The following is a 22,000-nucleotide window of genomic DNA, read 5'->3' on the forward strand; positions in this document are numbered from 1 at the left end:
CCCGCGGGGAGCCGCGCGGAGGCCCCCTGACCTGGCTCGCCGCCACCCACTGCCGCCGCCCCGTCCTACGCCTGCACCCGGGCCGACTCCTCCCACGGCTGCGCCGCCAGCTGCTCCGCCGTCTCCACGGCCTCGTGCAACGTGTCGACCACGGGGACCCCGGCCTCCTCCAGACTGGCCCGGCTGTGCGAGCCACCGGTGAACAGCACCGCCCGCGCCCCCGCGTGCGCCGCCGCCAGCGCGTCGTCCACCGCGTCGCCGATCACCACCGTCCGGCCCGGCTCGACACCGGACAGCGCGGCGAGGTGTCGCACCATCTGAGCCGCCTTGCCACCACCCGACGGCCCGACCGAGCCGTCGACCCGCACGAAGTGCCCGTCGACGCCGTAGGTGCGCAGCAACGGCAGCAGCCTCTCGTGCGGCGCCAGCGAACACAGCGACTGGGTGCGCCCCGCCGCCTGCCGCGCCGCCAACAGCTCGGCGGCACCCTCGGCGAGAGCCGCGTCGGCGATTCGGGCCCAGTAGTGCCGGTGGAAGGTCTCGTCCATGAGCTCCCACTCGCTGTCGGTGGGCAGCCGGCCGATCAGCCGCTCGTAGAAGCGCGGCACCGGGACGCAGTACAGCTCCCGGTATCTCTCCAGCGTGATGGCGGGAAGTCCGAGCTCGTCGAACGCCGCGTTCGTCGCGTCGAGAACGGTGTGGATGTCGTGCAGCAGCGTGCCGTTCCAGTCCCACACGATGTGTGCGGACTTCTGCTTTCGCCCCAAGACCATGCATCAGACGGTAGGAGAGAGGACTGACAGCGCGACACCGGTTTCTCCCGGCACACCGTCGGCGAACAGGGAAAGCCGCTGGTCAGCCGCCGATGAGGGCGGGGATCTCCTGTGTCGCGAACCACAGCAGTTCGTGGTCCTCGGTACGGTCGACGACCTGCTGTGCCTTCTCGTCGCCGCTCGACGCGGCGGACAGCGCCCCGACGGCCGCTGTCACGTCGTCGACCGCGTCCTCGGCGTCGAGGTGGACGGCCGCCGCCTTGGTGAACGGGACGGCGGCGGTCAGCCGCACCCTGCCGACGACGCTCTCGTCCTCGTCCGCGCTCCGGGCGTCCCCGGCCGTCTCGTCGCCCTCGTCGGCCACGGCGACGGTGGCCTCGGCCGCCTCCGCCACGACGACGACCCGGCGCCGCGCGGCCTCGTACTGCTCGGCCAGCAGCCGGAGCGAGGCACCGGCCGCCTGCCGCAGCGCCGCGTACTCCAGCTCCTCCTCGTCCTCGGAGCCCCACCACGCGCGCAGTGCGGGGGTGACCGCGTACGCCTCGACGGGCGCAGGCCCCAGCTCACCCGCACCGTGTGCCTCGCTCAGCGCGGGCAGGGTCAGGGGGACATAGACACGCATGGGCTGCCGCTTTCGTGTATCGCCGGGGACCGTATGCCCCGTCAGCATACGGGCCGCACCCCCGCGCCGCCCTCCCCGGCGGCCTCACGAATCCGCAGGTGGGGGTGGTGCCACGTCAACACACAACGCCCACCCGCACCAGATAGGGGAACTTCCCAAGACCCCCGGCCCACCCGTACCCGTGCGTTGCGGTGCGCCGCGCTCCGCCGCTACAACCATTGCCGTCCAGTCAGTTACCACCCGGTATCGATCTACCGGGCCGGCACACCACCACTGGGGAGCCCATGACGACGCCCGTCTCCGAGCCGGCATCCGGACGCCAACCGCGCAGGCGCACCGCGCGCACGGCACCTTCCCGGCCGCCGACCCGGCGCGACAGCCGCCGCCCCGCGGACGCCGCGCTGCGCGCCGCCGCACACCGCGCCCGTGAACGCCGTCCCCCGTTCTGGTTCGCCCATCGCCTGCTGCTGGTGCTGAGCGGTCAGTGCCCCGTCCACACGCTCCTCGCGTACGCCAGGGGCCCGGCCTACGACCGGCTGGCCGCTCTCGCACCGCTGGCCCCGCTCCGGCCCCGGGGCGCGGACCGTGCGGCGCCCGCCGTACTGGAGGCCCGCGGCACCCAGCCCCGCGACGGCGTCATCGAGGCCTTCGCCCGTATCTCCACCGGCGCCCACCAGCGCGCCATGGCCTTCCGCCTGGAGTGGTGCCCCGACGGCCGCTGGCGCTGCACAGCCGTCGAGCTGGACGTCAGCCCCTGACCGGCGGCCCTGGAAGTGCGCCCGCTTGCCAGCACAAAGGGCCGGGCACCAGGTGCCCGGCCCTCATGCTTCGCGGCTACTTGCGCTTCTTGCGGCCCTTCTGGGCCTTGCGGCGCTCCGCACGGGTGAGACCGTCCGCGGGCGAGCGGACCGGGCCACCGTCGTCGCCGTCCGCCGGGGCGCCGGTGTCCGAGGTGTCCAGGTCCCGCTCGACCACACCACCCTCCGCGGTGGGAGCGGAGAAGTGCAGCCGGTCGGGGCGCTGCGGCTGATCCAGCCCCTTGGCGTGGATGGCCGGGGCCGCACCGGCGGGCACCGCGTCGCGCGGGGCCTCCTTCTCCAGGGACGGCGCCGGGGCCGCGTCCTCGACCGGCACCTCCTCGACCTGCTGCTCGACCTGGACCTCCAGGTTGAACAGATAGCCGACGGACTCCTCCTTGATGCCGTCCATCATGGCCTGGAACATGTCGTAGCCCTCCCGCTGGTACTCGACCAGCGGGTCCTTCTGGGCCATCGCACGCAGGCCGATGCCCTCCTGGAGGTAGTCCATCTCGTACAGGTGCTCGCGCCACTTGCGGTCGAGCACCGAGAGCACCACGCGCCGCTCCAGCTCGCGCATGATCTCGGAGCCGAGCTCCTTCTCACGCTTGTCGTACTGCTCGTGGATGTCGTCCTTGATGGCCTCGATGATGAAGTCCGCCGTCAGCCCCTCGCGGTCACCGGCGGCCTCCTCCAGCTCCTCGATGGTCACCTGCACCGGGTAGAGCTGCTTGAAGGCGCTCCACAGCCGGTCCAGGTCCCACTCCTCGGCGAAGCCCTCGACGGTCTCGGCCTGGACGTACGCCTCGATCGTGTCGTCCATGAAGTGCCGCACCTGCTCGTGCAGGTCCTCGCCCTCCAGGACGCGGCGGCGCTCGCCGTAGATGACCTCGCGCTGCCGGTTGAGCACCTCGTCGTACTTGAGGACGTTCTTACGGATCTCGAAGTTCTGCTGCTCGACCTGGGACTGCGCGGAGGCGATGGCGCGGGTCACCATCTTGTTCTCGATCGGGACGTCGTCCGGCACGTTCGCCATCGACATCACGCGCTCCACCATCTGCGCCTTGAACAGCCGCATCAGGTCGTCGCCCAACGAGAGGTAGAAGCGGGACTCGCCCGGGTCGCCCTGGCGGCCGGAGCGGCCGCGCAGCTGGTTGTCGATCCGGCGCGACTCGTGGCGCTCGGTGCCCAGCACATAGAGGCCGCCCAGCTCCTTGACCTCGTCGACGGCCGCCTTGACCGACTTCTCGGCCTTGTCCAGCGCGGCGGGCAGCGCGGCCGCCCACTCCTCCGGGTGCTCGTTCGGGTCGAGGCCGCGCTCGCGCAGCTCGTTCTCCGCCATGCCCTCGGCGTTGCCGCCGAGCTTGATGTCGGTACCGCGGCCGGCCATGTTCGTGGCGACCGTGACGGCCCCCTTGCGGCCCGCCTCGGCGACGATCAGCGCCTCGCGCTCGTGGTTCTTCGCGTTGAGCACCTGGTGCGGCACACCGCGCTTGGTGAGCTGCTTGGAGAGGTACTCCGACTTCTCGACGGACGTGGTGCCCACCAGGATCGGCTGGCCGATCTCGTGCTTCTCGACGATGTCGTCGACGACCGCGTCGAACTTGGCGACCTCGGTGCGGTAGATCAGGTCGGCCTGGTCCTTGCGGGCCAGCGCCCGGTTGGTCGGGATGGGGACGACGCCGAGCTTGTAGATCTGGTGGAACTCGGCGGCCTCGGTCATCGCCGTACCGGTCATGCCGGAGAGCGTCTTGTAGAGGCGGAAGAAGTTCTGGAGGGTGATGGTGGCGAGCGTCTGGTTCTCGTCCTTGATCTCCACCCCCTCCTTGGCCTCGATCGCCTGGTGCATGCCCTCGTTGTAGCGGCGGCCGGCGAGGATACGGCCGGTGTGCTCGTCGACGATCATGACCTCGCCGTCGAGAACGACGTAGTCCTTGTCGTTCTTGTAGAGCTCCTTGGCCTTGATCGCGTTGTTGAGGTAGCCGACGAGCGGGGTGTTGACCGACTCGTAGAGGTTGTCGATGCCCAGCCAGTCCTCGACCTTGGCGACGCCGGACTCGTGGATGGCGACCGTGCGCTTCTTCTCGTCGACCTCGTAGTCGCCCGTCTCCGGCTTCTGGGTACGCGGGTCGCCGGGCTCGCCGCGCTCCAGGCGCTTGACGAGCTTCGCGAAGTCGCTGTACCACTTCGTGGCCTGGTCGGCGGGGCCGGAGATGATCAGCGGCGTACGGGCCTCGTCGATGAGGATGGAGTCGACCTCGTCGACGATGGCGAAGTTGTGGCCCCGCTGGACGAGTTCGTCCTTCGACCAAGCCATGTTGTCGCGCAGGTAGTCGAATCCGAACTCGTTGTTCGTGCCGTAGGTGATGTCGCACGCGTACTGCTCGCGGCGCTCGGCCGGGCTCATGTTGGCGACGATGCAGCCGACGCTCAGCCCGAGGAAGCGGTGCACCCGGCCCATCCACTCGGAGTCACGCTGCGCCAGGTAGTCGTTGACCGTGATGATGTGCACGCCGTCGCCCGACAGCGCGTTCAGATACGCCGGCAGGGTGCCGACCAGCGTCTTGCCCTCACCGGTCTTCATCTCGGCGACGTATCCGAGGTGCAGCGCGGCGCCACCCATCAGCTGCACGTCGTAGTGCCGCTCGCCCAGCACCCGCTTCGCGGCCTCACGAACGGTCGCGAAGGCCTCGGGCATCAGATCGTCGAGGCTCTCGCCGTCGGCGTACCGCTCCTTGTACTCGTCCGTGAGTGCCCGCAGCTCGGCGTCCGACAGGTCGACGAAGTCCTCTTCGATGGAATTCACCTGCCGCGCGATGCGGTCCAGCTTGCGCAGGATCTTCCCTTCACCTGCACGCATGAGCTTGCCGAAGACGGACACTTAGGGTGGCTCCTTGCCGGTCGGGCCTGGCACGGTCTGCACGGTCAGTGCGGATATCGGCGGTGATCACCGAGGTCCTCTCCTTGCCGAGGGCCTTTACCGCACCGGCCATCGTATGCGAGGGACGACTGCCCCTGTACCCCCAACGTGCCGGAGCCCTCGAAGGTGCCGGACGGCCCGGCGGCACAATCAAGCTATGGACCCCATCACACTGCACACGGAGCGGCTCGTACTGCGCCCCTTCGAGGAGCGGGACGAAGCGGCAGTCGCCGAGGCGTGCGACGATCCGGACATTCAACGCTTCGTGCCCGTACCTGAGCCCTACACGCTCAAGGATGCCGCGGAGTTCGTCCGGAACACGAGCCGGAACGGCTGGCGGGACGACACGATGTACAACTTCGGCCTCTTCACCCGCGACGGCGGTGGGGAGCGAGGCGGCGAGGGCGGCCGGGAGGCGGCGGCCAGGGAGGCCGGCGGGGAAGGCGGCGTGTTGGTCGGCTCCATGGGGCTGGTGCGGCTGGAGCTGCTGCGCACCGCTGAGCGCCAGGCCGAGCTGGGCTTCTGGACAGCGCGCGGTCACCGGCGCAAGGGCTACACGGCGGAAGCCGGGCGCGCAGTCGCCGAGTGGGCCTTCAGCGCGCTGGGCGTGGAACGGCTGGAATGGGTCGCCCAGGTCGAGAACGAGGGGTCACGCGCCGTGGCACAGCGGCTCGGCTTCGTGGAGGAGGGCATTCAGCGGGCACGCATCGTGCACAGGGGAACACGCCGGGACGCCCGCATCGCCGCGCTGCTCCCCTCGGACTGGGGGTACGGCCTGGAGACGCCCTATCTGCCCTCACCGCGCTGACGGAAATGCGCTGTCAGAGGCCCCACTTAAGGTGGGCCGCATGACGACTGGCCTGCCCTCCACAGCTGTTCCGACCACCGCCGCCACCCCCGCCCCGCAGGTCTCCCTCTCCGCCGACGAGGCCCGGCGGATCGCTCTGCGGGCCCAGGGGCTGCTGGGTGCCCCGGACCGGCGGGCGGGAGTGCGCGGCATGCTGCGGCAGCTGGGCGCTGTGCAACTGGACACGATCTCGGTGCTGGCCCGGTCACACGAACTGGTCCCGTACGCCCGGCTGGGCCCGGTGGGACGGCAAGCGGTGGAGTCGGCCTACTGGTCGGACTCGCACAGCTTCGAGTACTGGTCGCACGCCGCGTGTGTGCTGCCAATCGAGGAGTGGCCGCACTTCGCCTTCCGCCGTCGCGCCTTCCGCGACCGGGGACACCGCTGGCACCGGATGCAGGACCGCGAGGGTTCCTGTGCCGCCGTCCGCGACCGGCTGAAGTCCGAGGGACCGCTGACCACCGCGGGCCTGGGCGGCGGCCGCAACGGTGGCGAGTGGTGGGACTGGTCCGAGAGCAAGATCGCGGTGGAGTGGCTGCTGGACATCGGCGAGGTCGTCGTCACCGAACGGCGCGGCTGGAAGCGCGTCTACGACCTGGCGGAGCGCGCCGTCCCCGAGGCGCTGCTCCACGACGAGCTGGACGATCACGAGTGCCTGCGCCGCCTGGTGACGCAGGCGGGCGCCGCGCTGGGCGTCGCCACCCGCGCCGACCTGGCCGACTACCACCGGCTCAAGGCCGAGCAGGTGGACGCCGTGCTGGCGGACACCGGTCTGGTCCCCGTCGAGGTGCAGGGCTGGCCCCGGCCCGGCTGGGCGGACCCGGCGGCGCTGGAGAGCACCCCGCGCGGCAGGCACCGCACCACCCTGCTCTCCCCCTTCGACTCGCTCATCTGGGACCGCCCCCGCACCGAACGCCTCTTCGGCTTCCTGCACCGGCTGGAGGCGTACGTCCCGAAGCCCAAGCGGGTGCACGGCTACTTCGCGATGCCCCTGCTGGCGGGCGGCAAGCTCGTCGGCCGCGTGGACCCGGCCCGGGAGGGCACGACGCTGGTGGCCCGCCAGCTCTCGCTGGAGAGCACGAAGGCCGTGGAGCCGATGGCGCGGGCGCTGGGCGAGGCCGCCTCCTGGGTGGGCTGCGACGCGGTACGGGTCGAGCGCTGCGTCCCGGAGGAGCTGCGCCCCCGGCTGAGGACCGCACTGGACGAGCTGGGCCTCTGAGGCGCCGCCGGGGACGCATGTGAGGCCGTCGGGGGACGCGTGTGGAGCGCCGGGAGCGCCGGGGCAGGGGCCGCAGCCGGGGCAGGGTGAGAGGCGCCCGGGGGACGCGTTGTGAGGCACGAGGCGAGGCGTGAGGGACCGGGACGAGGCTGTGAGGCGCGGCCGAGGCAGGCCTGGTGCCGAGCCCTCAGCGGATTTCGAGGATCTTCTCGCGCATCGCGTAGACCACCGCCTCCATCCGGGAGTGCAGCTGCAGCTTCTCCAGGATGTTGCGTACATGGTTCTTGACGGTGTTCTCGCTGATGAACAGCTCTTTGGCGATGTCCCGGTTGTTCATGCCCGTGGCCACCAGCTTGAGCACCTCCAGCTCCCGGTCGGTGAGCTTGGGCGCGGGCACCAGCTTGCTCTCGTCCGTGCGCTGGATCATGGACTTGAACTCGGTCAGCAGCTTCGCCGCCATGGACGGGCTGATCTGCGACTGGCCGTCGGCCACGGCCCGGATCGCCGTGGAGACCTCGTCCGTGGAGATCTCCTTGAGCAGATAGCCGGTGGCACCCGCCTTGATGGCGTCGTAGAGGTCCGCCTCCTCGTCGCTGATCGTCAGCATGATGATCCTCGCACTGGGGGCCACCTCCTTGATCGAGGTGCACGCCTCGATCCCGCCCCGTTTCGGCATCCGGACGTCCATCAGCACGATGTCCGGCAGCAGGTCCGCCGCCTTGTCCACCGCCTCCGCGCCGTCCGCGGCCTCCCCGACGACCTGGATGTCCTCCTCCTGGGCCAGGACGATCTCCAGTCCCCGCCGGAAGAGCGCATGGTCGTCGACGACCAGCACCCGGATCGGCTCCTGCCGCCGCTCCCGCTCACACGGCTCGTCCTCCGCCCCCGGGCCCGGGTGTGCGTCGGGCATGGGCATCACGGGCCCGAAGCTGTCCACCATCGTTCCTCCCCCTGCACCCTGGTCTCCCACCAACCCCACTACCGCCAAAGGCGATTGGCGTGGGTCTTGATGTTACTCATGCCTGCGCCCCCGGCCGGGTCCCGAGATCCGGCCGGGGGCGCGAACATCAAGCCGGTGGCGCACAGGGCTGCGCCGGGCACGTGCCGGGCCGCCCCTGGTGGGCTGTACCGGACTGCCGCCGGTCGGCGTCAGCCGCCCAGCGCCCCGCCCGCTCCGGGCGGCGGCTCCTGGACGAACGGATCCGGCTCCAGATGAATCACGCCGTAGTCGTATCCGTGCCGCCGGTAGACGACACTGGGCTGCTTGGTCTCGGAGTCGACGAACAGATAGAAGTCGTGACCCACCAACTCCATCTCGTAGAGCGCCTGGTCCAGCGTCATGGATGCCGCGGCGTGCGTCTTCTCCCGTACGACGAGTGGTCCTTCGCCGCGCACCTCCAGCGGTCCCATCCTGGTGACCTTCGGCTGGCCGTCGGTCTCCGATGGAGCGGCCACCGATCCGGCAGCCGCGTCGAGTTCTCCGTTGAGTTCCGACGCGAGGTGTGCGGTTGCCGCCGCGACGCTCATCGGTGCGCGGCTCCCGCCGCGGTGGACGCGACGCTTGTCGGCCTGCTTGCGCAGCCGGGCCTCCAGCTTGCCGGCGGCCAGGTCGAGCGCCGCGTACGGGTCGGAGGCTGCTGCCTCCGCACGAATGACCGGTCCACGCGTACGCAGGGTGATCTCCACCCTGTCGGAACGGTCGGCCTGCCGGGGGTTGTGCTCCTTGGCCACCTCGACCTCAAGGTTGATCACCTTGCCGTCGAGTTTCTGAACCTTCTCCAGCTTTTCGGCCACGTGCTTGCGGAACCGGTCGGGCACCTCTGTCTTTCGGCCCTTGACGACGATGTCCACGCAGAACTCCGTTCCCGGACAGTCCCACGATTCCGTGCGACCGTCCTTGGTGCACTGACGCCGGAGGCTCGGCCCTCCCGCCGTTGGCTCTCCGGCTCGAGGTCGGCTTGCGAGTTTCACCTCCTTCTCCCCCGGAGGGGAGATCGCCACCCAATCCGAACGTACCTCCAGTGGGGGAGGCGCGGCACCCCCTACCGACACGTACCTCCGATCAGGGGAGTCAATCCTCGTACCACCTGCAACGATGTCGGCAGTCCGATAGTTCCACCGCGGTCACCCGAGGCAACTTTGCGTGCTGCCCGATCACTCGTCCGAGCGGACCGCGAGCACCGCCGCCGACGCCACTCCTCCCAACGCCCGCGCCGCCTCCGCCAGCGACGCACCTGTTGTCATCACATCGTCCACCAGCACGACCCGGCCCGCACCCAGCAGCCGCACGCCGCCTGGCACCATCTCCAGAGCTCCGGCAAGATTCGCCGTCCGCTGCGCCGCCGTCAGCCCCGACTGGTCGACGACCCTGCGTCGTTGACGCAGCACGGGCAGCACCCGTACAGCCATGCCCCGCCTCCGGAGCACCCGCGCGGCCTCCCGCGCCATCCGCCGTACCGGGTCGTGCCCCCGCCCCGCGACCGCCCGGCGCGTGGAGGGCACCGGCACGAGCGTGACCGGCACCCGGCGCCGTGGGGACGGGCCGCCGTCCCGGGAGGGCGGCCCGCGCCGAGCGGGGGCGGTGGGCACGGAGGCATGCGCGGGGGTCTCCGGCACGTGCGAGGCCGGCAGAACGGCGCGGGCCAGCACCGCTCCCAGTGGCGCGGCCAGCCCGAGGGCACCGCGCTCCTTGTGAGCGAGCAGCGCGGCTCGGGCCTCGCCGGTGTATGTGAGCGCTCCATACACCCGAGGCAGTCCGGACGGTACGCGCGAGGGCCACACCCGCCGCGGCACCGCGCCATTCAGCACGCTGCTGCACTCGTCGCACAAGCGGTCCCGCTCGCGCGGACGACCGCAACCGGCACACCCCATGGGCAGCACCAGACCTGCGATTTCCCGCCGAAGTCCCTGCCAGGACCTCGACATGACCCCACTGTGGCATCCGCGGCACGGCGCCACCACCCCTGTGGACAACTTCCGGAGCCATGCCTCACCCCGGGGCGAACACCCGTGCGCAGACAGAGAGTCCGCGCTGCTCAGCGACTCAACGGTGCCGCGACGCGACGGCTCGGCGGCACGACCGGGAGACGGCTCGACCGGGCGACGACGTCCGACCGGGCAACCGGACGGCCGGGCTCAGCCGGGGTAGGCGGGGGCCGAGCCGGTCTCCGTCAGCATCCTCCAGTTCGCGTCGGGAGGCAGCCGCACGATCCCGTCCTCGGAGTCGGCCAGCAGCGGCTTGCTCTCGTCCTCGGACGCGGCGACTCCCGTCACATCGGTGATGCCGGGGAGCGTCGGCTGGTCCGAGACCGAGCCGTCGGTCTCCATGTACTGCAGTTGCTGGACGCTCCCGGACTCGCGCCCCACCACCACGAGCCGGCTGCCGCCCGCCCAGGAGGCCGCCGAGACGTCCACCAACTGAGGGGCGACCGGGCGGAGCTGCTCCACCGTCACCTGGGGTTCCTTCGTCGTGCCCCGGCGCACCACGCGGCCCAGCTGGAGCGAGGTGTGGCCGTCGCGCCCCCGGACCAGCAGCGCGATCCGCACCCCGTCGGAGGAGATCCGCAGCGACTCGATGCGCTCGCCCTTGTCCAGGTCCGGCACCCGTACCTCGTCGGGCCGTTCCTTGCCGCCGCGCAGCCGCAGCAGCCGGGGGTTGTCCGGGTCGCGGTCGGCCACCCACAGGTCGCCCAGCCCGTCCCAGCTGGGCGCCGTCAGCCGGTCGTTCTCACGCTTGGCCTTGCTGGTGAGCACCGGATCGCCGAGCGCGGTGGCCGCACTGCTCCCCTCCAGGGAGGCGACATAGAGTCCGCGCCGTCCGCGTGAGACGGCCGCACCCTCGCTCTCGATCCGGTTCACGGCGACGGAGCCCATCTCCACCTGGCCGCGGCCCAGCGGCCCTTCGACCGGACTCGGGGGCTCGCCCTTGCCCCGGAAGGCGGCGACGCGGTGGTTCTCGTCGATGAAGTAGGCGTTCTTCGCGCTGCCGTTGAGCCGGCCCGGCTGGTAGGCGGCGACCTGTTCACGCGTCTGTGCGCACATCGCACGGTCCTTGGGGCCCACCAGTTCGACCTTGCTGATCTTCGCCGAGGCCTGGTCCTGCACCGAGTACAGCACCTGCGCCGCCATCCGCACGCACCGCTTGCCCTCGGCCGTGGCCCCCCGGGAGTTCAGCCGCACCCGCAGCACGCCCGAGTCGTCCACCGAAAGGTGCTCCTTGGGCGCCAGACGGGTGCCTCGGGGGAACGAGGAGGTGACCACCGGGTCGATCCACCCGGACGGACCCTGCAGCAGCGCGGAGACCGTTTTGGTGACCGGGTCGATACGCCGACGCAGATAGACGGGATCGGCGACGAGCACATTCTGACCGTCCGTGATCGATTCCGCGTCCGGCCCGAGCCGTGCGTAGTAGTAGGTGTTGATGGGGCGGTAGATGCGCTGGAAGTCGGACTCGCCGAGCACGAGTCCGTCCGGCATCTCGTCGATGCGCCACTCCCCGTCCACCTTGGTCAGGTGGAAGACCTCGCTGTAGTCGCCCTTGGAGGGCGAGTAGGCGTGCTTGCTGTCCACCTCGGCCATCCGGGAACCGGAGACCTCCACGGAGTAGCCGTCCTCGACGGCCGTGCTGCGCCGCGGCGCCTTCCTGACGCTCGGCCCGTCCGAGAGAACCGTCGTCGACGCGAACGGGTCCCACCTACGGGCCAGGGAGCGCGTCAGATATTCGCGCGCCGTGGGGAAGGTGGCCTCGTCACTGGTCGTCGCCTCCAGGAACCCGCGCACGATCTGGGTCGGCGCTTCGCCCTTCTGCGGACTGACGCTGTAGACCCGCACCTGCGAATCGCCGTCGGTACGGTGCGAGGAAGTGACGTGCTTGACCTTGCCGTCCTCCGGCATCGACGCGCAGCCGGCCAGCAGCGTCCCGCACGCGGCGAGCACGACCAGCGCACGCTGCCGTCGCAGCGCGCCTCCGTTGCGCTTCGTACGCCCCTCGGCGGCCCTCATGCCTGCTCCCCTCCGGAACGTCCCGCTCGATCGTCGTTCCGCACGCCCTCGGGCATCCGGCCGGCCGGAACGGGCGAAGCGCCCAGCGGTGCGACCGGCCGTCCGCTCTCCCGTGCCCGCTCCCGCCTTCTGCGCGAGTCCTCGGGCTCCAGTCGCAGCGGCGACCCCCGCAGCGGCTCCCCGGCCGTACAGGGCAGGACGAGCAGGAACTGCGAACCGTCCCCCGGCGCGCCCCAGGCCCGCAGCCACCCGCCGTGCAGCCGGGCGTCCTCCAGCGCGATCGACAGCCCCAGCCCCGTGCCACCCGTCGTACGGGCCCGCGCCGGGTCGGCCCGCCAGAAGCGGTTGAAGACACGGTCGGCCTCGCCCTCCTTGAGACCGACGCCGTAGTCCCGTACGGCCACCGCCACCGCACCGCCGCCGGTCGCCAGCCGCACCACGACATCGCCGCCCTCTCCGTGCTCGACGGCGTTGTCCACCAGATTGCGCAGCACCCGCTCGACCCTGCGGCTGTCCACCTCCGCGATCACGGGCTGCTCGTCGCCCCGCACGAGAATCCTGCTGCCCTTGCACTCGGCAAGCGGCTCACAGCCCTCGACCACACGGTGAACGACATCACGCAGGTCGACGGCGCTCGCCTCCAGATTGGCGGCGCCCGCGTCGAACCGGCTGATCTCCAGCAGATCGCCCAGCAGGGACTCGAACCGGTCGAGCTGCCCGAGCAGCAGTTCGGCCGAGCGCGCGGTGGCCGGATCGAAGTCCTCACGCGCCTCATGGATGACATCGGCCGCCATCCGCACCGTCGTCAGCGGCGTCCGCAGCTCGTGCGAGACGTCCGAGACGAAGCGCCGCTGCATCCGGGACAGCGCCTCCAGCTGCTGAATCTTGACCTGGAGATTCTGCGCCATCTTGTTGAAGGCCTCACCCAGACGGGCGATGTCGTCCTCGCCGGTGACCTTCATCCGCTCCTGCAGCCGCCCGGCAGCCAGCCGCTCGGAGATCCCGGCGGCCATCCGTACGGGTGTCACCACCTGCCGCACCACCAGCCAGGCGATGGCGCCCAGCAGCACCACGACGAACACACCCGCGGTGGCCAACGTGCCCTTGACCAGGCTCAGCGACTCCTCCTCCTGGGTGAAGGGGAAGACGTAGTAGAGCTGGAACGGATTGCCGCGCGCGTCGTTGAGCCGCTTGCCGACGATCAGCGCCGGGTCGCTGCTGTGATCCTGCCGATAGACACGCGCGTAGCGCTGATGCGGACCGGCCTTGTCGTCGAGCGCCTTGCGCAGATCGGCGGGAATGCTCTCCTCGGGGCGGATGTCGCCGGAGGAACGCGGGCCGCGAGTGGTCAGATTGCTGTTGCCGAGGAACGGTGACTCGTTGTTGTCGGAGCCGAGCGCCACCACCGAATAGACGCCCTGGCCGCCGCTGGCGAGCTGCTCGACCAGATTGTTCAACCAGGTGCCCGCATTCTGGGCGCTTCTGCTGCCCCGGATGCCGTCCTCGCCGCTGGGCCCGCTCCCCGCACTGTCGGCAATCTGCTCGGCGGCGGCGAACCCTCCCGACGCCTGGCTCTGCGCGGTCTGCTCCTTGGCCTCCAGCAGGCCGTTGCGGACCTGCCCGATGACGACGAGCCCCAGCAGCAGCACCACGCCCAAGGACAGCAGCAGCGTGGCCACAACCACCCGGAGCTGAATGTTCCGCCGCCACAGCCGCATCACAGGCAGCAGCGGCCTGCGCACCCACCGCACGAAGAAACGCACCATGGGGCGCGCCCCAGGACCGGTCGCGCCCTCGGGGAGGAGGCCGTCGGAGAAGAGGACGCCGCTGCGCCACAAACGCCCGAATTTGGATATATCGGACTCCCGGCCCGCGCCCCGCCCCCCACCGGCGCGATGCGGTGCGGTGTTACGGGTCATCTCAGCTGGGCCCGGCCTTGTAACCCACGCCGCGCACGGTCACCACGATCTCCGGCCGCTCCGGGTCCTTCTCGACCTTCGAGCGCAACCGCTGCACATGCACATTGACCAGCCGGGTGTCCGCCGCGTGCCGGTACCCCCACACCTGCTCCAGCAGCACCTCTCGGGTGAACACCTGCCACGGCTTACGCGCCAGCGCCACCAGCAGATCGAACTCGAGCGGGGTCAGCGCTATGGACTGCCCGTCCCGCTTCACCGAGTGCCCGGCCACATCGATCACCAGATCGCCGATGGCCAGCTGCTCCGGCGCCGGCTCCTCGGAACGGCGCAGCCGTGCCCTGATCCTCGCCACCAGCTCCTTCGGTTTGAACGGCTTGACGACGTAGTCGTCAGCCCCGGACTCCAGCCCGACCACCACATCGACCGTGTCGGTCTTGGCGGTGAGCATGACCACCGGCACCCCGGACTCTGCACGGATGAGGCGGCACACTTCGATGCCGTCCCTCCCGGGCAGCATCAAATCGAGCAGCACCAGATCAGGCTTGGTCTCCCGAAAGGCGGCAAGCGCCTTGTCGCCGTCCGCGACGAACGACGGTTCGAAGCCTTCTCCGCGCAGCACAATGCCGAGCATCTCTGCCAGTGCGGTGTCGTCATCGACGACAAGGACGCGTCCCTTCATGACTTCATCATCCCATTAGCCGAACGCGACACCCTCTTACGTGATGTGGAACACAGTTCCGCGATCCCGGCGGACGTCACGGGAGAGGCCACCCCTTCATCCGTCACCACGGCAGTGACCAGCGCGGACGGTGTCACATCGAACGCAGGATTGTAGGCGTGCGCCCCCACCGGAGCCAGTGCCGGGCCTCCGCCCGAGCCCATCCGGGAACCCGGTGATCTCCCCCACAGGCCCTCCGTGACCTCGTGCGCCGCCCGCTGCTCCACCTCGATGTCGCTGCCCGACTCCGTGGCCAGGTCGACCGTCGTGACCGGAGCCACCACCACGAACGGCACCCCGTGGTGCCCGGCCAGTACCGCCAGCGAATACGTCCCGACCTTGTTCGCGACCGAACCGTCCGCCGCGATCCGGTCCGCTCCCACCACCACAGCGTCCACCTCACCGGCCGCGAACAGCGACCCGGCGGCACCGTCCGTCAGCACGCTGTACGCCATCCCCGCCTCAGCAGCCTCGTACGCCGTCAGCCGCGCCCCCTGCAACAGCGGCCGCGTCTCCCCCACCCACAGCCGCCGCAGCTCACCGGCACGGTGCACCGCCCTCACGACAGCCAGCGCCGTACCGCCCCCACCGGATACCAGCCTCCCGGTGTTGCAGTGCGTCAGCACCCGCATCCCGCCCCCGGGCACCAGATCAGCCAGCAGCGCACTTCCGTACTCGGCCATCCGCTCGCTCGCCTCGGCGTCCTCCCGGTGCAGCGCACGGGCCTCCGCCAACGCCTGCGCGGCAGCCCCCGCCTCCCCAGCGCCCGCGCGGAGCGCCTCTCGGTAGACGGCCTCCACCCGCCGCGCCCCGTACGCGAGGTTCACCGCCGTCGGCCGCGCATGTGCCAACTGCTCCGCGGCGTCCGCCACATCGAACCCCCGCGCCGCCGCCAACGCGACCCCGTACCCCCCGGCGATGCCCAGCACCGGCGCGCCCCGCACCGCCAACGAGCAGATCGCCTCCACCAGGGCAGGCACATCCGTGCACACCAACTCGGCCTCCTCCACGGGCAGCCGGGTCTGGTCCAGGAGCACGACGACGGGCCCCTCGGGCAACTCCTCGTAGCGGATCACGGGTACACACTCTTCAGCCATCCGCCCAGTCTGCCTGCTCAGCGCGGGCCCCCAGAAGGGCGTCGCCCGCTCCCGACTGGCCGCGCCCGCACCGCCCCGTGGCACGATGGCAACCCACCAGGCACGGGACTACCCACACGAGGTGACCTCACGTGAACGACTCCCCGGGCTGGGCTTCGCCCGGATCCGCTTCGCCCGAACCCCGCCCCTCCGGCACCCCCGGAAACAACGACGAGGGCAACTCGGGCGACGACACGGAGCGCACCACATCCGAGGCAGCACCCCGACCGGCGGCAGACGACCGCCCCCCGAACTGGGCCGCCGACCAGCCCCCCGCCGCCCCCCAGGGCTGGACCTGGGGCGAACAGGACGAAGGCCGAGGCCAGCGCAGGGGCAAGGGCAAGGGCCAGATCCCCAGGCAGCACCCTGACCGACCCGGCGGCCCGACCGGCGGCTGGGGAACCGCCCCGCCCCCGGGCGCCGGCCCCGCCCGCGGCTGGAACAGCCCCGGCTGGACCCCGCCCCCACTGGCCGCGAAGCCCGGCGTCATCCCGCTGCGCCCCCTGGGCATCGGCGAGATCCTGGACGGCTCGGTCAGCGCCATGCGCGCCCACTGGCGCATCGCGCTGGGCATCTCCCTCGTCGTCGCCGTCCTCACCGAACTGGTCTCGGCCCTCACCACGCGCTTCTGGCTCGGTGACACCGGTGAGCTGGAAGCTCTCGTCGACAAGGAGAACCCCAGCCTCGACGAGATCAACAACGCCCTCACCGGCGCGCTCGGCAGCCTGAGCGTGACCGGCATCGTCGGCATGTTCGGCTCCGTGATCGCCACCGCCATGCTGACCGTGGTCGTCAGCCGCGCGGTCCTGGGCCGCGACGTCACTCTCGGCGAAGCCTGGCGCGATGCCCGCCCTCAGCTCCTACGTCTCCTCGGCCTGCTGTTCCTCATCCCCCTCCTGGTGACCCTCGTCATCGCCGCCTGCCTGCTCCCCGGATTCCTCGTCGCCGCCGCGGGCCCGGTCGCTTTGGCGATCGCCCTGCTCTTCTTCGGCCTCCTCGGTGGAACAGCCGCTGCCGCCTGGGTCTGGGTCCGCTTCTGTCTGGCACCCCCGGCTCTGATGTTGGAGAAGCAGAGCCTCATCGCCTCCATGCGCCGCTCGGCCAAGCTGGTACGCGGCAGCTGGTGGCGCATTCTGGGCATTCAGCTCCTCGCCCTGCTCCTCGTCCTCGCCATCTCCCTCGTGGTGTCGGTACCGACCACCGTTGTCTCCGGTCTCGTCAGCGGTGGCGACACCCTCACCGACCCGGCCGCCGCCGTCGGATGGACCTCCCTCATCATCAACGGCATCGGCTCCGTCCTCGCCTCGACCATCGCGCTGCCCCTCGGCGCGGGCATCACCGCCCTCCTCTACCTGGACCAGCGCATCCGCCGCGAGGCCCTCGACCTCGAACTGGCCCGCGCGGCCGGCGTTCCCGGCTTCGAACGCCAGGATCCCGAACCGCCCGCCCCGGAAAGCTGACGCCATGCCGGGGGGACACATCGACGCCCTCTCCCGCCGCACCGCAGCCCTCCACCGGGCAGCGACCGGCGACGGGAACGGCAGCCCTGTCACCACCCCCCGGCTACCGGCCCGCGAAGACGCCGAACGGGAGCTGTCCCGCCCCGAATACCACGAACACGACCCCAACTTCTTCCAGCGCGCCCTCGACTGGCTGTGGGACCGCATCGGCGACCTGCTCGGTGCCGCAGCCGGAGCCTCCCCGGGCGGCTGGACAGGCCTCGCCGTCCTCGCGCTCGTCCTCGTCCTCCTTCTCGTCGCCCTCCGCCTCCGCCTGGGCAAGCTCCGCGCACAACCCGCCACAGGCGCCGCGCCCCTCTTCGTCGACCGCCTCCGCAGCGCAGCCGACCACCGGGCCGCCGCCGAATCCCACGCGGCCGCCGGCCACTGGAGCACAGCCGCCCAGGAACGGATGCGGGCCCTCGTCCGCTCCCTGGAGGAGCGCGCCCTGCTCGACCCCCGCCCGGGCCGCACCGCCGACGAAGCCGCCGCCGAGGCGGGCGCCGCCCTCCCCGACCACGCGGACCAGCTAGGCGTCGCGGCACGCACATTCGACGAGGTCACCTACGCCGGCCACCCGGCCGACCAGGCCGCCTACGCCCTACTCCGCGATCTGGACCTCGCCCTCCTTCGCGCCACCCCTGCGCTGTCCACCGCACTCCCCTCCCCCGCGCCTTCCCCCCGCGGAGGAACCACGTGACCACGGCCCCCACCTCCACTTCACCGTCCTCACCGACCTCTGCCGCAGCCTCGTCCTCGACCTCACCCACAGCGCGCCACCCATGGCGCCGAGTTCGGGGACTCCTCCTGGCCGCCGCCATCCTCGCCATGGCCGGAGTAGCACTCGCCGCCCTGCGCTCCGACGCGCACACCGGCTCCCTCGATCCCCGCTCGACCACCCCCTACGGCAGCAAGGCCCTCTCCCGCCTCCTGGCCGACCGCGGCGTACACACCAAGGTCCTCACCCGTTCCACAGCCATCCCCCAACGGGTCGCTCCCGACTCCACCCTCCTGGTTCCGTTCCCCAACTCCCTCACCGAGCAGGAGCGCAAGGACCTCCGAGAAGCCACCCGGCACTCCGGCCGCACCGTCCTGCTCGCCCCGAACCCCGAGGCAACAGCCGCTCTCGTCCCCGGTATACGTGCCTTGGCACGCACACCCGTCCAGCCGACCCCTCCCGACTGCGACTTCCCCGCAGCCCGCCGCGCAGGCGACGCCGACCTCGGTGGGTACGGCTACACGACCGACACCGACCACAACGAGAGCTGCTATTTGCGGAACGGCCACGCCACGCTGTTGCGCGTCGACCCGTCAAGCAGCGACGAGAACACCTCAGGTGGCGACACCGTCCTGCTGGGCGCACCCGACCCGCTCCACAACCAGAACCTCGACAAAAACGGCAACGCCTCGCTCACCCTCCAACTCCTCGGTTCCCACGCACAGCTCCTCTGGTACCTCCCCGCCGACGCCGCTCCCACCGACGACCAGGAGCGCGGCTTCCTCGACCTCCTCCCCCGCGGCTGGTCATGGGCTGCCGCCCAACTCGCCGTCGCGGCCTTGCTCGCCGCGCTGTGGAGAGCCCGACGCCTGGGCCCCCTCGTCACCGAGCACCTTCCGGTCGCCGTACCCGCAGCCGAGGCGACCGAGGGCAGGTCCCGCCTCTACCGCAAGGCCAACGACCGCGGCCACGCGGCCGACGCACTACGCGCTGCCGGCCGCAGCCGGCTCGCACCCCTGGTCGGTGTGCCCCTGGCCCAGGCACACGTCCCGGAGGCGCTGCTCCCGGCCCTGACCGATCGGGCAACACATCAGCCGCCTCCCGGGCCCGATGGTCCGTCACTCGACGAGACCACCCTCCGCCAGCTCCTCTTCGGCCCCCCTCCTCCGGACGACACCGCGCTCCTCCGCCTCGCGGACCGACTCGACCACCTCGAACAGCACTACATCTCGCCCGGCTCCCTGCCCCACCACTGAGAGCAAAGGACATCTCTTTCGTGAGCGCCCCCTCCGCAGACAGCGCCCGCAGCGCCCTTGAGGCCTTGCGTCAGGAAATCTCCAAGGCCGTCGTAGGACAGGACGCGGCAGTTACCGGGCTCGTCGTCGCACTGCTGTGCCGAGGCCATGTGCTGCTCGAGGGAGTGCCCGGCGTCGCCAAGACCCTCCTCGTGCGGACACTGGCCACAGCGCTCGAACTCGACACCAAGCGCGTGCAGTTCACCCCGGACCTCATGCCCAGCGACGTCACCGGCTCATTGGTCTACGACTCGCGCACAGCCGAGTTCTCCTTCCAGCCCGGCCCGGTCTTCACCAATCTTCTCCTCGCCGACGAAATCAACCGCACCCCTCCCAAGACACAGGCCGCCCTGTTGGAAGCGCTGGAGGAACATCAGGTCTCCGTCGACGGCACTCCCCGCGCGCTTCCGGAGCCCTTCCTCGTCGCGGCCACACAGAACCCGGTCGAATACGAGGGCACCTATCCGCTTCCCGAAGCGCAGCTCGACCGTTTCCTGTTGAAGCTCAACATTCCGCTGCCTGCACGCGACACCGAGATCGACGTTCTCGCCCGGCACGCGGCAGGTTTCAACCCCCGGGATCTGCCAGGCATGGGCATACGCGCCGTCGCGGGCCCCGCCGAGATCGAGGCCGCACGTGACGCCGTAGCCCAGACCTCGGTGTCCTCCGAGGTCACCAGCTACATCGTGGATATCTGTCGTGCCACTCGCGAGTCCCCCTCACTCTCCCTCGGGGTCTCCCCCCGAGGCGCTACCGCTCTGCTCTCCACCGCTCGCGCCTGGGCCTGGCTCACCGGCCGCGACTACGTCATACCCGACGACGTCAAGGCGTTCGCTCCGTCCACACTCCGGCACCGGGTCCAACTACGGCCCGAGGCCGCGATGGAAGGTGTCACCGCCGACAGCGTGCTCAACTCGATCCTGGCCCACACCCAGGTCCCCCGCTGAGAGATCCGGATCTCTTCCATGGCCCTCACCGGTAGAACAGCGCTCGTAGCCGCACTGGGAACGCTCATCGTGGGCCTGGTGCTGCCCGACTGGACCGGTCTCCTCGCTGTCGAACTTCCTTTGCTGCTCGCCATCGTCGTGGACCTGCTCCTGGCGGCGCCAGTGAATCGGCTTCTGTTCACTCGAAGCGGTGATACTTCAGTTCGACTTGGCGAACAAGCGATCGTCTCTCTTATTGTCACCAACCCCACCAGACGCACCCTGCACGCCGATCTCCGTGACGCATGGCCCCCCAGCAGCTGGCCGGCAGGCACCTCACACGAGATCAGTCGCCACAAACTCCGAATCCCCGCAGGAGAACGCCGACGCATCACGACGACTCTCCGACCCACCCGACGCGGCGACCGCAACGCCGACCGCCTGACCGTCCGTTCGCTGGGCCCGCTGGGACTCGCTGCCCGCCAAGGCCACCACGAGATCCCCTGGACGGTCCGTGTACTCCCCGCCTTCCCCAGCCGGAAGCACCTCCCGGCCAAGCTGGCACGTCTCCGCGAACTCGACGGCCGCACCAGCATCCTGACCCGCGGCGAAGGCACCGAGTTCGACAGCCTGCGCGACTACGTGCCAGGAGACGAAACCCGCTCCATCGACTGGCGTGCCACAGCCCGCCAGTCAGCTGTGGCCGTCCGCACGTGGCGGCCCGAACGCGACCGCCGGATCCTGCTCGTCCTCGACACCGGCCGCACATCAGCGGGCCGCCTCGGCGACATTCCTCGGCTCGATGTCTCCATGGACGCAGCGCTCCTGCTCGCCGCACTGGCCGCCCGCGCCGGCGATCGCGTCGACCTGCTCGCACACGATCGGGCGACCAGAGCCGGCGTCACCGGCCGTGCAGGCCGACCCGTACTGTCGGCCCTCGTAGAAGCGATGGCTCCCCTCGAGTCGACCCTCGTCGAATCCGACCTGCGGGCCATGGCATCGAAGATCCTCCGCACAGCCCCGCGCGGGTCCCTCCTGGTCCTGCTGACAGGACTCGACCGAGCACCCGTCGAAGAAGGACTGCTGCCTGTCCTGCCACTTCTCACTCAACGGCACACAGTCCTTGTGGCGGCAGTGTCCGATCCCCGTATCCAGGAAATGGCCAACGGCCGAGGGACGCTCGACGCCGTGTACGACGCGGCAGCCGCCTCCCAAGCGCAGGCAGAACGTCGGGACACGGCAGAGCGACTGCGCAGGCACGGGGCGACAGTTGTCGATGAACCCCCGTCCCGACTCGCCGCCGCACTCGCCGATGCCTATCTCGCGCTCAAAGCTGCCGGGCGTCTGTGAGCAGGGCGTTCAGAATCTGATGAGGACAGAGATCTGAGGAGAACGGAGGGGAATGCCGCCTCAGTCCCTGACCAATCCCTGAGGAGTTCCTGACCACGAAGTCAGCCCGAAAGCCGAGCCGACCAAGGTTTTTGGGCATGAAAAAAGGGCCTTGCCGGCGTCGGCCGGCAAGGCCCTTTCCTTCACGAAGAGTTCGGCGGCGTCCTACTCTCCCACACACTCCCGCATGCAGTACCATCGGCGCTGAAAGGCTTAGCTTC

Annotated in this window: 17 protein-coding genes and 1 pseudogene; 8 read left to right on the forward strand and 10 right to left on the reverse strand. The window is 70.5% G+C overall.

Translation table 11 applies throughout. The features are described from left to right. Nucleotides 1-65: 65 nt before the first annotated feature. Both KBY19_RS05150 and KBY19_RS05155 read right to left on the reverse strand, forming a co-directional pair. Nucleotides 66-773, reverse strand: a complete 708-nt coding sequence (locus KBY19_RS05150; protein ID WP_210965246.1) for an HAD family hydrolase — start codon at nt 771-773, stop codon at nt 66-68. 82 nt (nt 774-855) lie between these two features. Continuing rightward, nucleotides 856-1,395, reverse strand: coding sequence for a hypothetical protein (locus KBY19_RS05155; protein ID WP_099881536.1), 540 nt, complete (start codon nt 1,393-1,395; stop codon nt 856-858). A gap of 284 nt (nt 1,396-1,679) precedes the next feature. On the opposite strand from KBY19_RS05155, the gene KBY19_RS05160 reads away from it, so the two are divergent. After that, nucleotides 1,680-2,153 carry an Rv3235 family protein gene (locus tag KBY19_RS05160; RefSeq protein WP_247690605.1) on the forward strand — a complete coding sequence of 158 codons (474 nt, stop codon included), beginning with the start codon at nt 1,680-1,682 and terminating at the stop codon, nt 2,151-2,153. Nucleotides 2,154-2,229: 76 nt separating this feature from the next. Here KBY19_RS05160 and secA read toward each other — a convergent pair whose 3' ends face one another. Further along, a complete protein-coding gene (gene secA / locus KBY19_RS05165; RefSeq protein ID WP_099881538.1) occupies nt 2,230-5,073 on the reverse strand; it encodes a preprotein translocase subunit SecA in 2,844 nt (947 codons plus the stop codon). Nucleotides 5,074-5,269: 196 nt separating this feature from the next. Here secA and KBY19_RS05170 point away from each other — a divergent pair, with 196 nt between their 5' ends. Continuing rightward, on the forward strand, nt 5,270-5,920 hold the full coding sequence (locus KBY19_RS05170; RefSeq protein ID WP_210965247.1) for a GNAT family N-acetyltransferase: 651 nt from the start codon (nt 5,270-5,272) through the stop codon (nt 5,918-5,920). Between the two features lie 40 nt (nt 5,921-5,960). Next, on the forward strand, nt 5,961-7,178 hold the full coding sequence (locus KBY19_RS05175; RefSeq protein WP_210965248.1) for a winged helix-turn-helix domain-containing protein: 1,218 nt from the start codon (nt 5,961-5,963) through the stop codon (nt 7,176-7,178). Between the two features lie 187 nt (nt 7,179-7,365). Here the strand turns inward: KBY19_RS05175 and KBY19_RS05180 are convergent. The 7 genes and pseudogenes from KBY19_RS05180 to mtnA all read right to left on the reverse strand — a co-directional run. Beyond that, a pseudogene (locus tag KBY19_RS05180) lies at nt 7,366-8,025 on the reverse strand (response regulator); the annotation flags it as partial. Nucleotides 8,026-8,327: 302 nt separating this feature from the next. Continuing rightward, a complete protein-coding gene (raiA, locus tag KBY19_RS05185) occupies nt 8,328-9,029 on the reverse strand; it encodes a ribosome-associated translation inhibitor RaiA (RefSeq protein WP_210965249.1) in 702 nt (233 codons plus the stop codon). A 303-nt stretch (nt 9,030-9,332) separates the two neighbouring features. Beyond that, the gene (locus KBY19_RS05190; RefSeq protein WP_307843437.1) at nt 9,333-9,923 is read right to left on the reverse strand and encodes a ComF family protein; all 591 of its coding nucleotides are present in this window, start codon (nt 9,921-9,923) and stop codon (nt 9,333-9,335) included. A gap of 390 nt (nt 9,924-10,313) precedes the next feature. Then, nucleotides 10,314-12,179 (reverse strand): LpqB family beta-propeller domain-containing protein, encoded by a 1,866-nt coding sequence (locus KBY19_RS05195; RefSeq protein ID WP_210957178.1) that lies wholly within the window; start codon nt 12,177-12,179, stop codon nt 10,314-10,316. Next, entirely contained in the window at nt 12,176-13,945 is a 1,770-nt protein-coding gene (mtrB, locus tag KBY19_RS05200) for an MtrAB system histidine kinase MtrB (RefSeq protein ID WP_247690621.1), read from the reverse strand. Before mtrB ends, KBY19_RS05195 begins: the two co-directional genes overlap by 4 nt. A 154-nt stretch (nt 13,946-14,099) precedes the next feature. Continuing rightward, nucleotides 14,100-14,777 (reverse strand): two-component system response regulator MtrA, encoded by a 678-nt coding sequence (mtrA, locus tag KBY19_RS05205; RefSeq protein WP_099881553.1) that lies wholly within the window; start codon nt 14,775-14,777, stop codon nt 14,100-14,102. After that, a complete protein-coding gene (gene mtnA, locus KBY19_RS05210; RefSeq protein WP_099881555.1) occupies nt 14,774-15,913 on the reverse strand; it encodes an S-methyl-5-thioribose-1-phosphate isomerase in 1,140 nt (379 codons plus the stop codon). The genes mtrA and mtnA overlap by 4 nt, the downstream gene beginning before the upstream one ends. Nucleotides 15,914-16,044: 131 nt before the next feature. On the opposite strand from mtnA, the gene KBY19_RS05215 reads away from it, so the two are divergent. From KBY19_RS05215 to KBY19_RS05235, 5 genes are all read left to right on the forward strand, one after another. Then, entirely contained in the window at nt 16,045-17,412 is a 1,368-nt protein-coding gene (locus KBY19_RS05215; protein WP_210965252.1) for a hypothetical protein, read from the forward strand. Between the two features lie 4 nt (nt 17,413-17,416). Next, nucleotides 17,417-18,151 (forward strand): DUF4129 domain-containing protein, encoded by a 735-nt coding sequence (locus KBY19_RS05220; RefSeq protein WP_099881557.1) that lies wholly within the window; start codon nt 17,417-17,419, stop codon nt 18,149-18,151. Between the two features lie 128 nt (nt 18,152-18,279). Further along, nucleotides 18,280-19,425 carry a DUF4350 domain-containing protein gene (locus KBY19_RS05225; RefSeq protein ID WP_210965253.1) on the forward strand — a complete coding sequence of 382 codons (1,146 nt, stop codon included), beginning with the start codon at nt 18,280-18,282 and terminating at the stop codon, nt 19,423-19,425. A gap of 20 nt (nt 19,426-19,445) precedes the next feature. Then, nucleotides 19,446-20,411 (forward strand): MoxR family ATPase, encoded by a 966-nt coding sequence (locus KBY19_RS05230; RefSeq protein WP_185017024.1) that lies wholly within the window; start codon nt 19,446-19,448, stop codon nt 20,409-20,411. Between the two features lie 18 nt (nt 20,412-20,429). Next, nucleotides 20,430-21,740 (forward strand): DUF58 domain-containing protein, encoded by a 1,311-nt coding sequence (locus KBY19_RS05235; RefSeq protein WP_210965254.1) that lies wholly within the window; start codon nt 20,430-20,432, stop codon nt 21,738-21,740. Nucleotides 21,741-22,000 lie beyond the last annotated feature (260 nt).

Origin of the sequence: Streptomyces sp. B15 (genome assembly GCF_018070605.1) — a bacterium.
In the GTDB taxonomy this organism is placed as follows: Bacteria; Actinomycetota; Actinomycetes; order Streptomycetales; family Streptomycetaceae; genus Streptomyces; species Streptomyces smyrnaeus.

Bases quoted from the DNA above. Each gene is read 5' to 3' on its own strand.
- mtnA (WP_099881555.1), bottom strand. From the start codon at position 15,913: ATGGCTGAAGAGTGTGTACCCGTGATCCGCTACGAGGAGTTGCCCGAG.
- KBY19_RS05160 (WP_247690605.1), top strand. From the start codon at position 1,680: ATGACGACGCCCGTCTCCGAGCCGGCATCCGGACGCCAACCGCGCAGG.
- KBY19_RS05225 (WP_210965253.1), top strand. From the start codon at position 18,280: ATGGCCGGAGTAGCACTCGCCGCCCTGCGCTCCGACGCGCACACCGGC.
- KBY19_RS05175 (WP_210965248.1), top strand. From the start codon at position 5,961: ATGACGACTGGCCTGCCCTCCACAGCTGTTCCGACCACCGCCGCCACC.
- mtrA (WP_099881553.1), bottom strand. From the start codon at position 14,777: ATGAAGGGACGCGTCCTTGTCGTCGATGACGACACCGCACTGGCAGAG.
- KBY19_RS05150 (WP_210965246.1), bottom strand. From the start codon at position 773: ATGGTCTTGGGGCGAAAGCAGAAGTCCGCACACATCGTGTGGGACTGG.
- KBY19_RS05170 (WP_210965247.1), top strand. From the start codon at position 5,270: ATGGACCCCATCACACTGCACACGGAGCGGCTCGTACTGCGCCCCTTC.
- KBY19_RS05220 (WP_099881557.1), top strand. From the start codon at position 17,417: ATGCCGGGGGGACACATCGACGCCCTCTCCCGCCGCACCGCAGCCCTC.
- mtrB (WP_247690621.1), bottom strand. From the start codon at position 13,945: ATGGTGCGTTTCTTCGTGCGGTGGGTGCGCAGGCCGCTGCTGCCTGTG.
- KBY19_RS05155 (WP_099881536.1), bottom strand. From the start codon at position 1,395: ATGCGTGTCTATGTCCCCCTGACCCTGCCCGCGCTGAGCGAGGCACAC.
- KBY19_RS05195 (WP_210957178.1), bottom strand. From the start codon at position 12,179: ATGAGGGCCGCCGAGGGGCGTACGAAGCGCAACGGAGGCGCGCTGCGA.
- KBY19_RS05235 (WP_210965254.1), top strand. From the start codon at position 20,430: ATGGCCCTCACCGGTAGAACAGCGCTCGTAGCCGCACTGGGAACGCTC.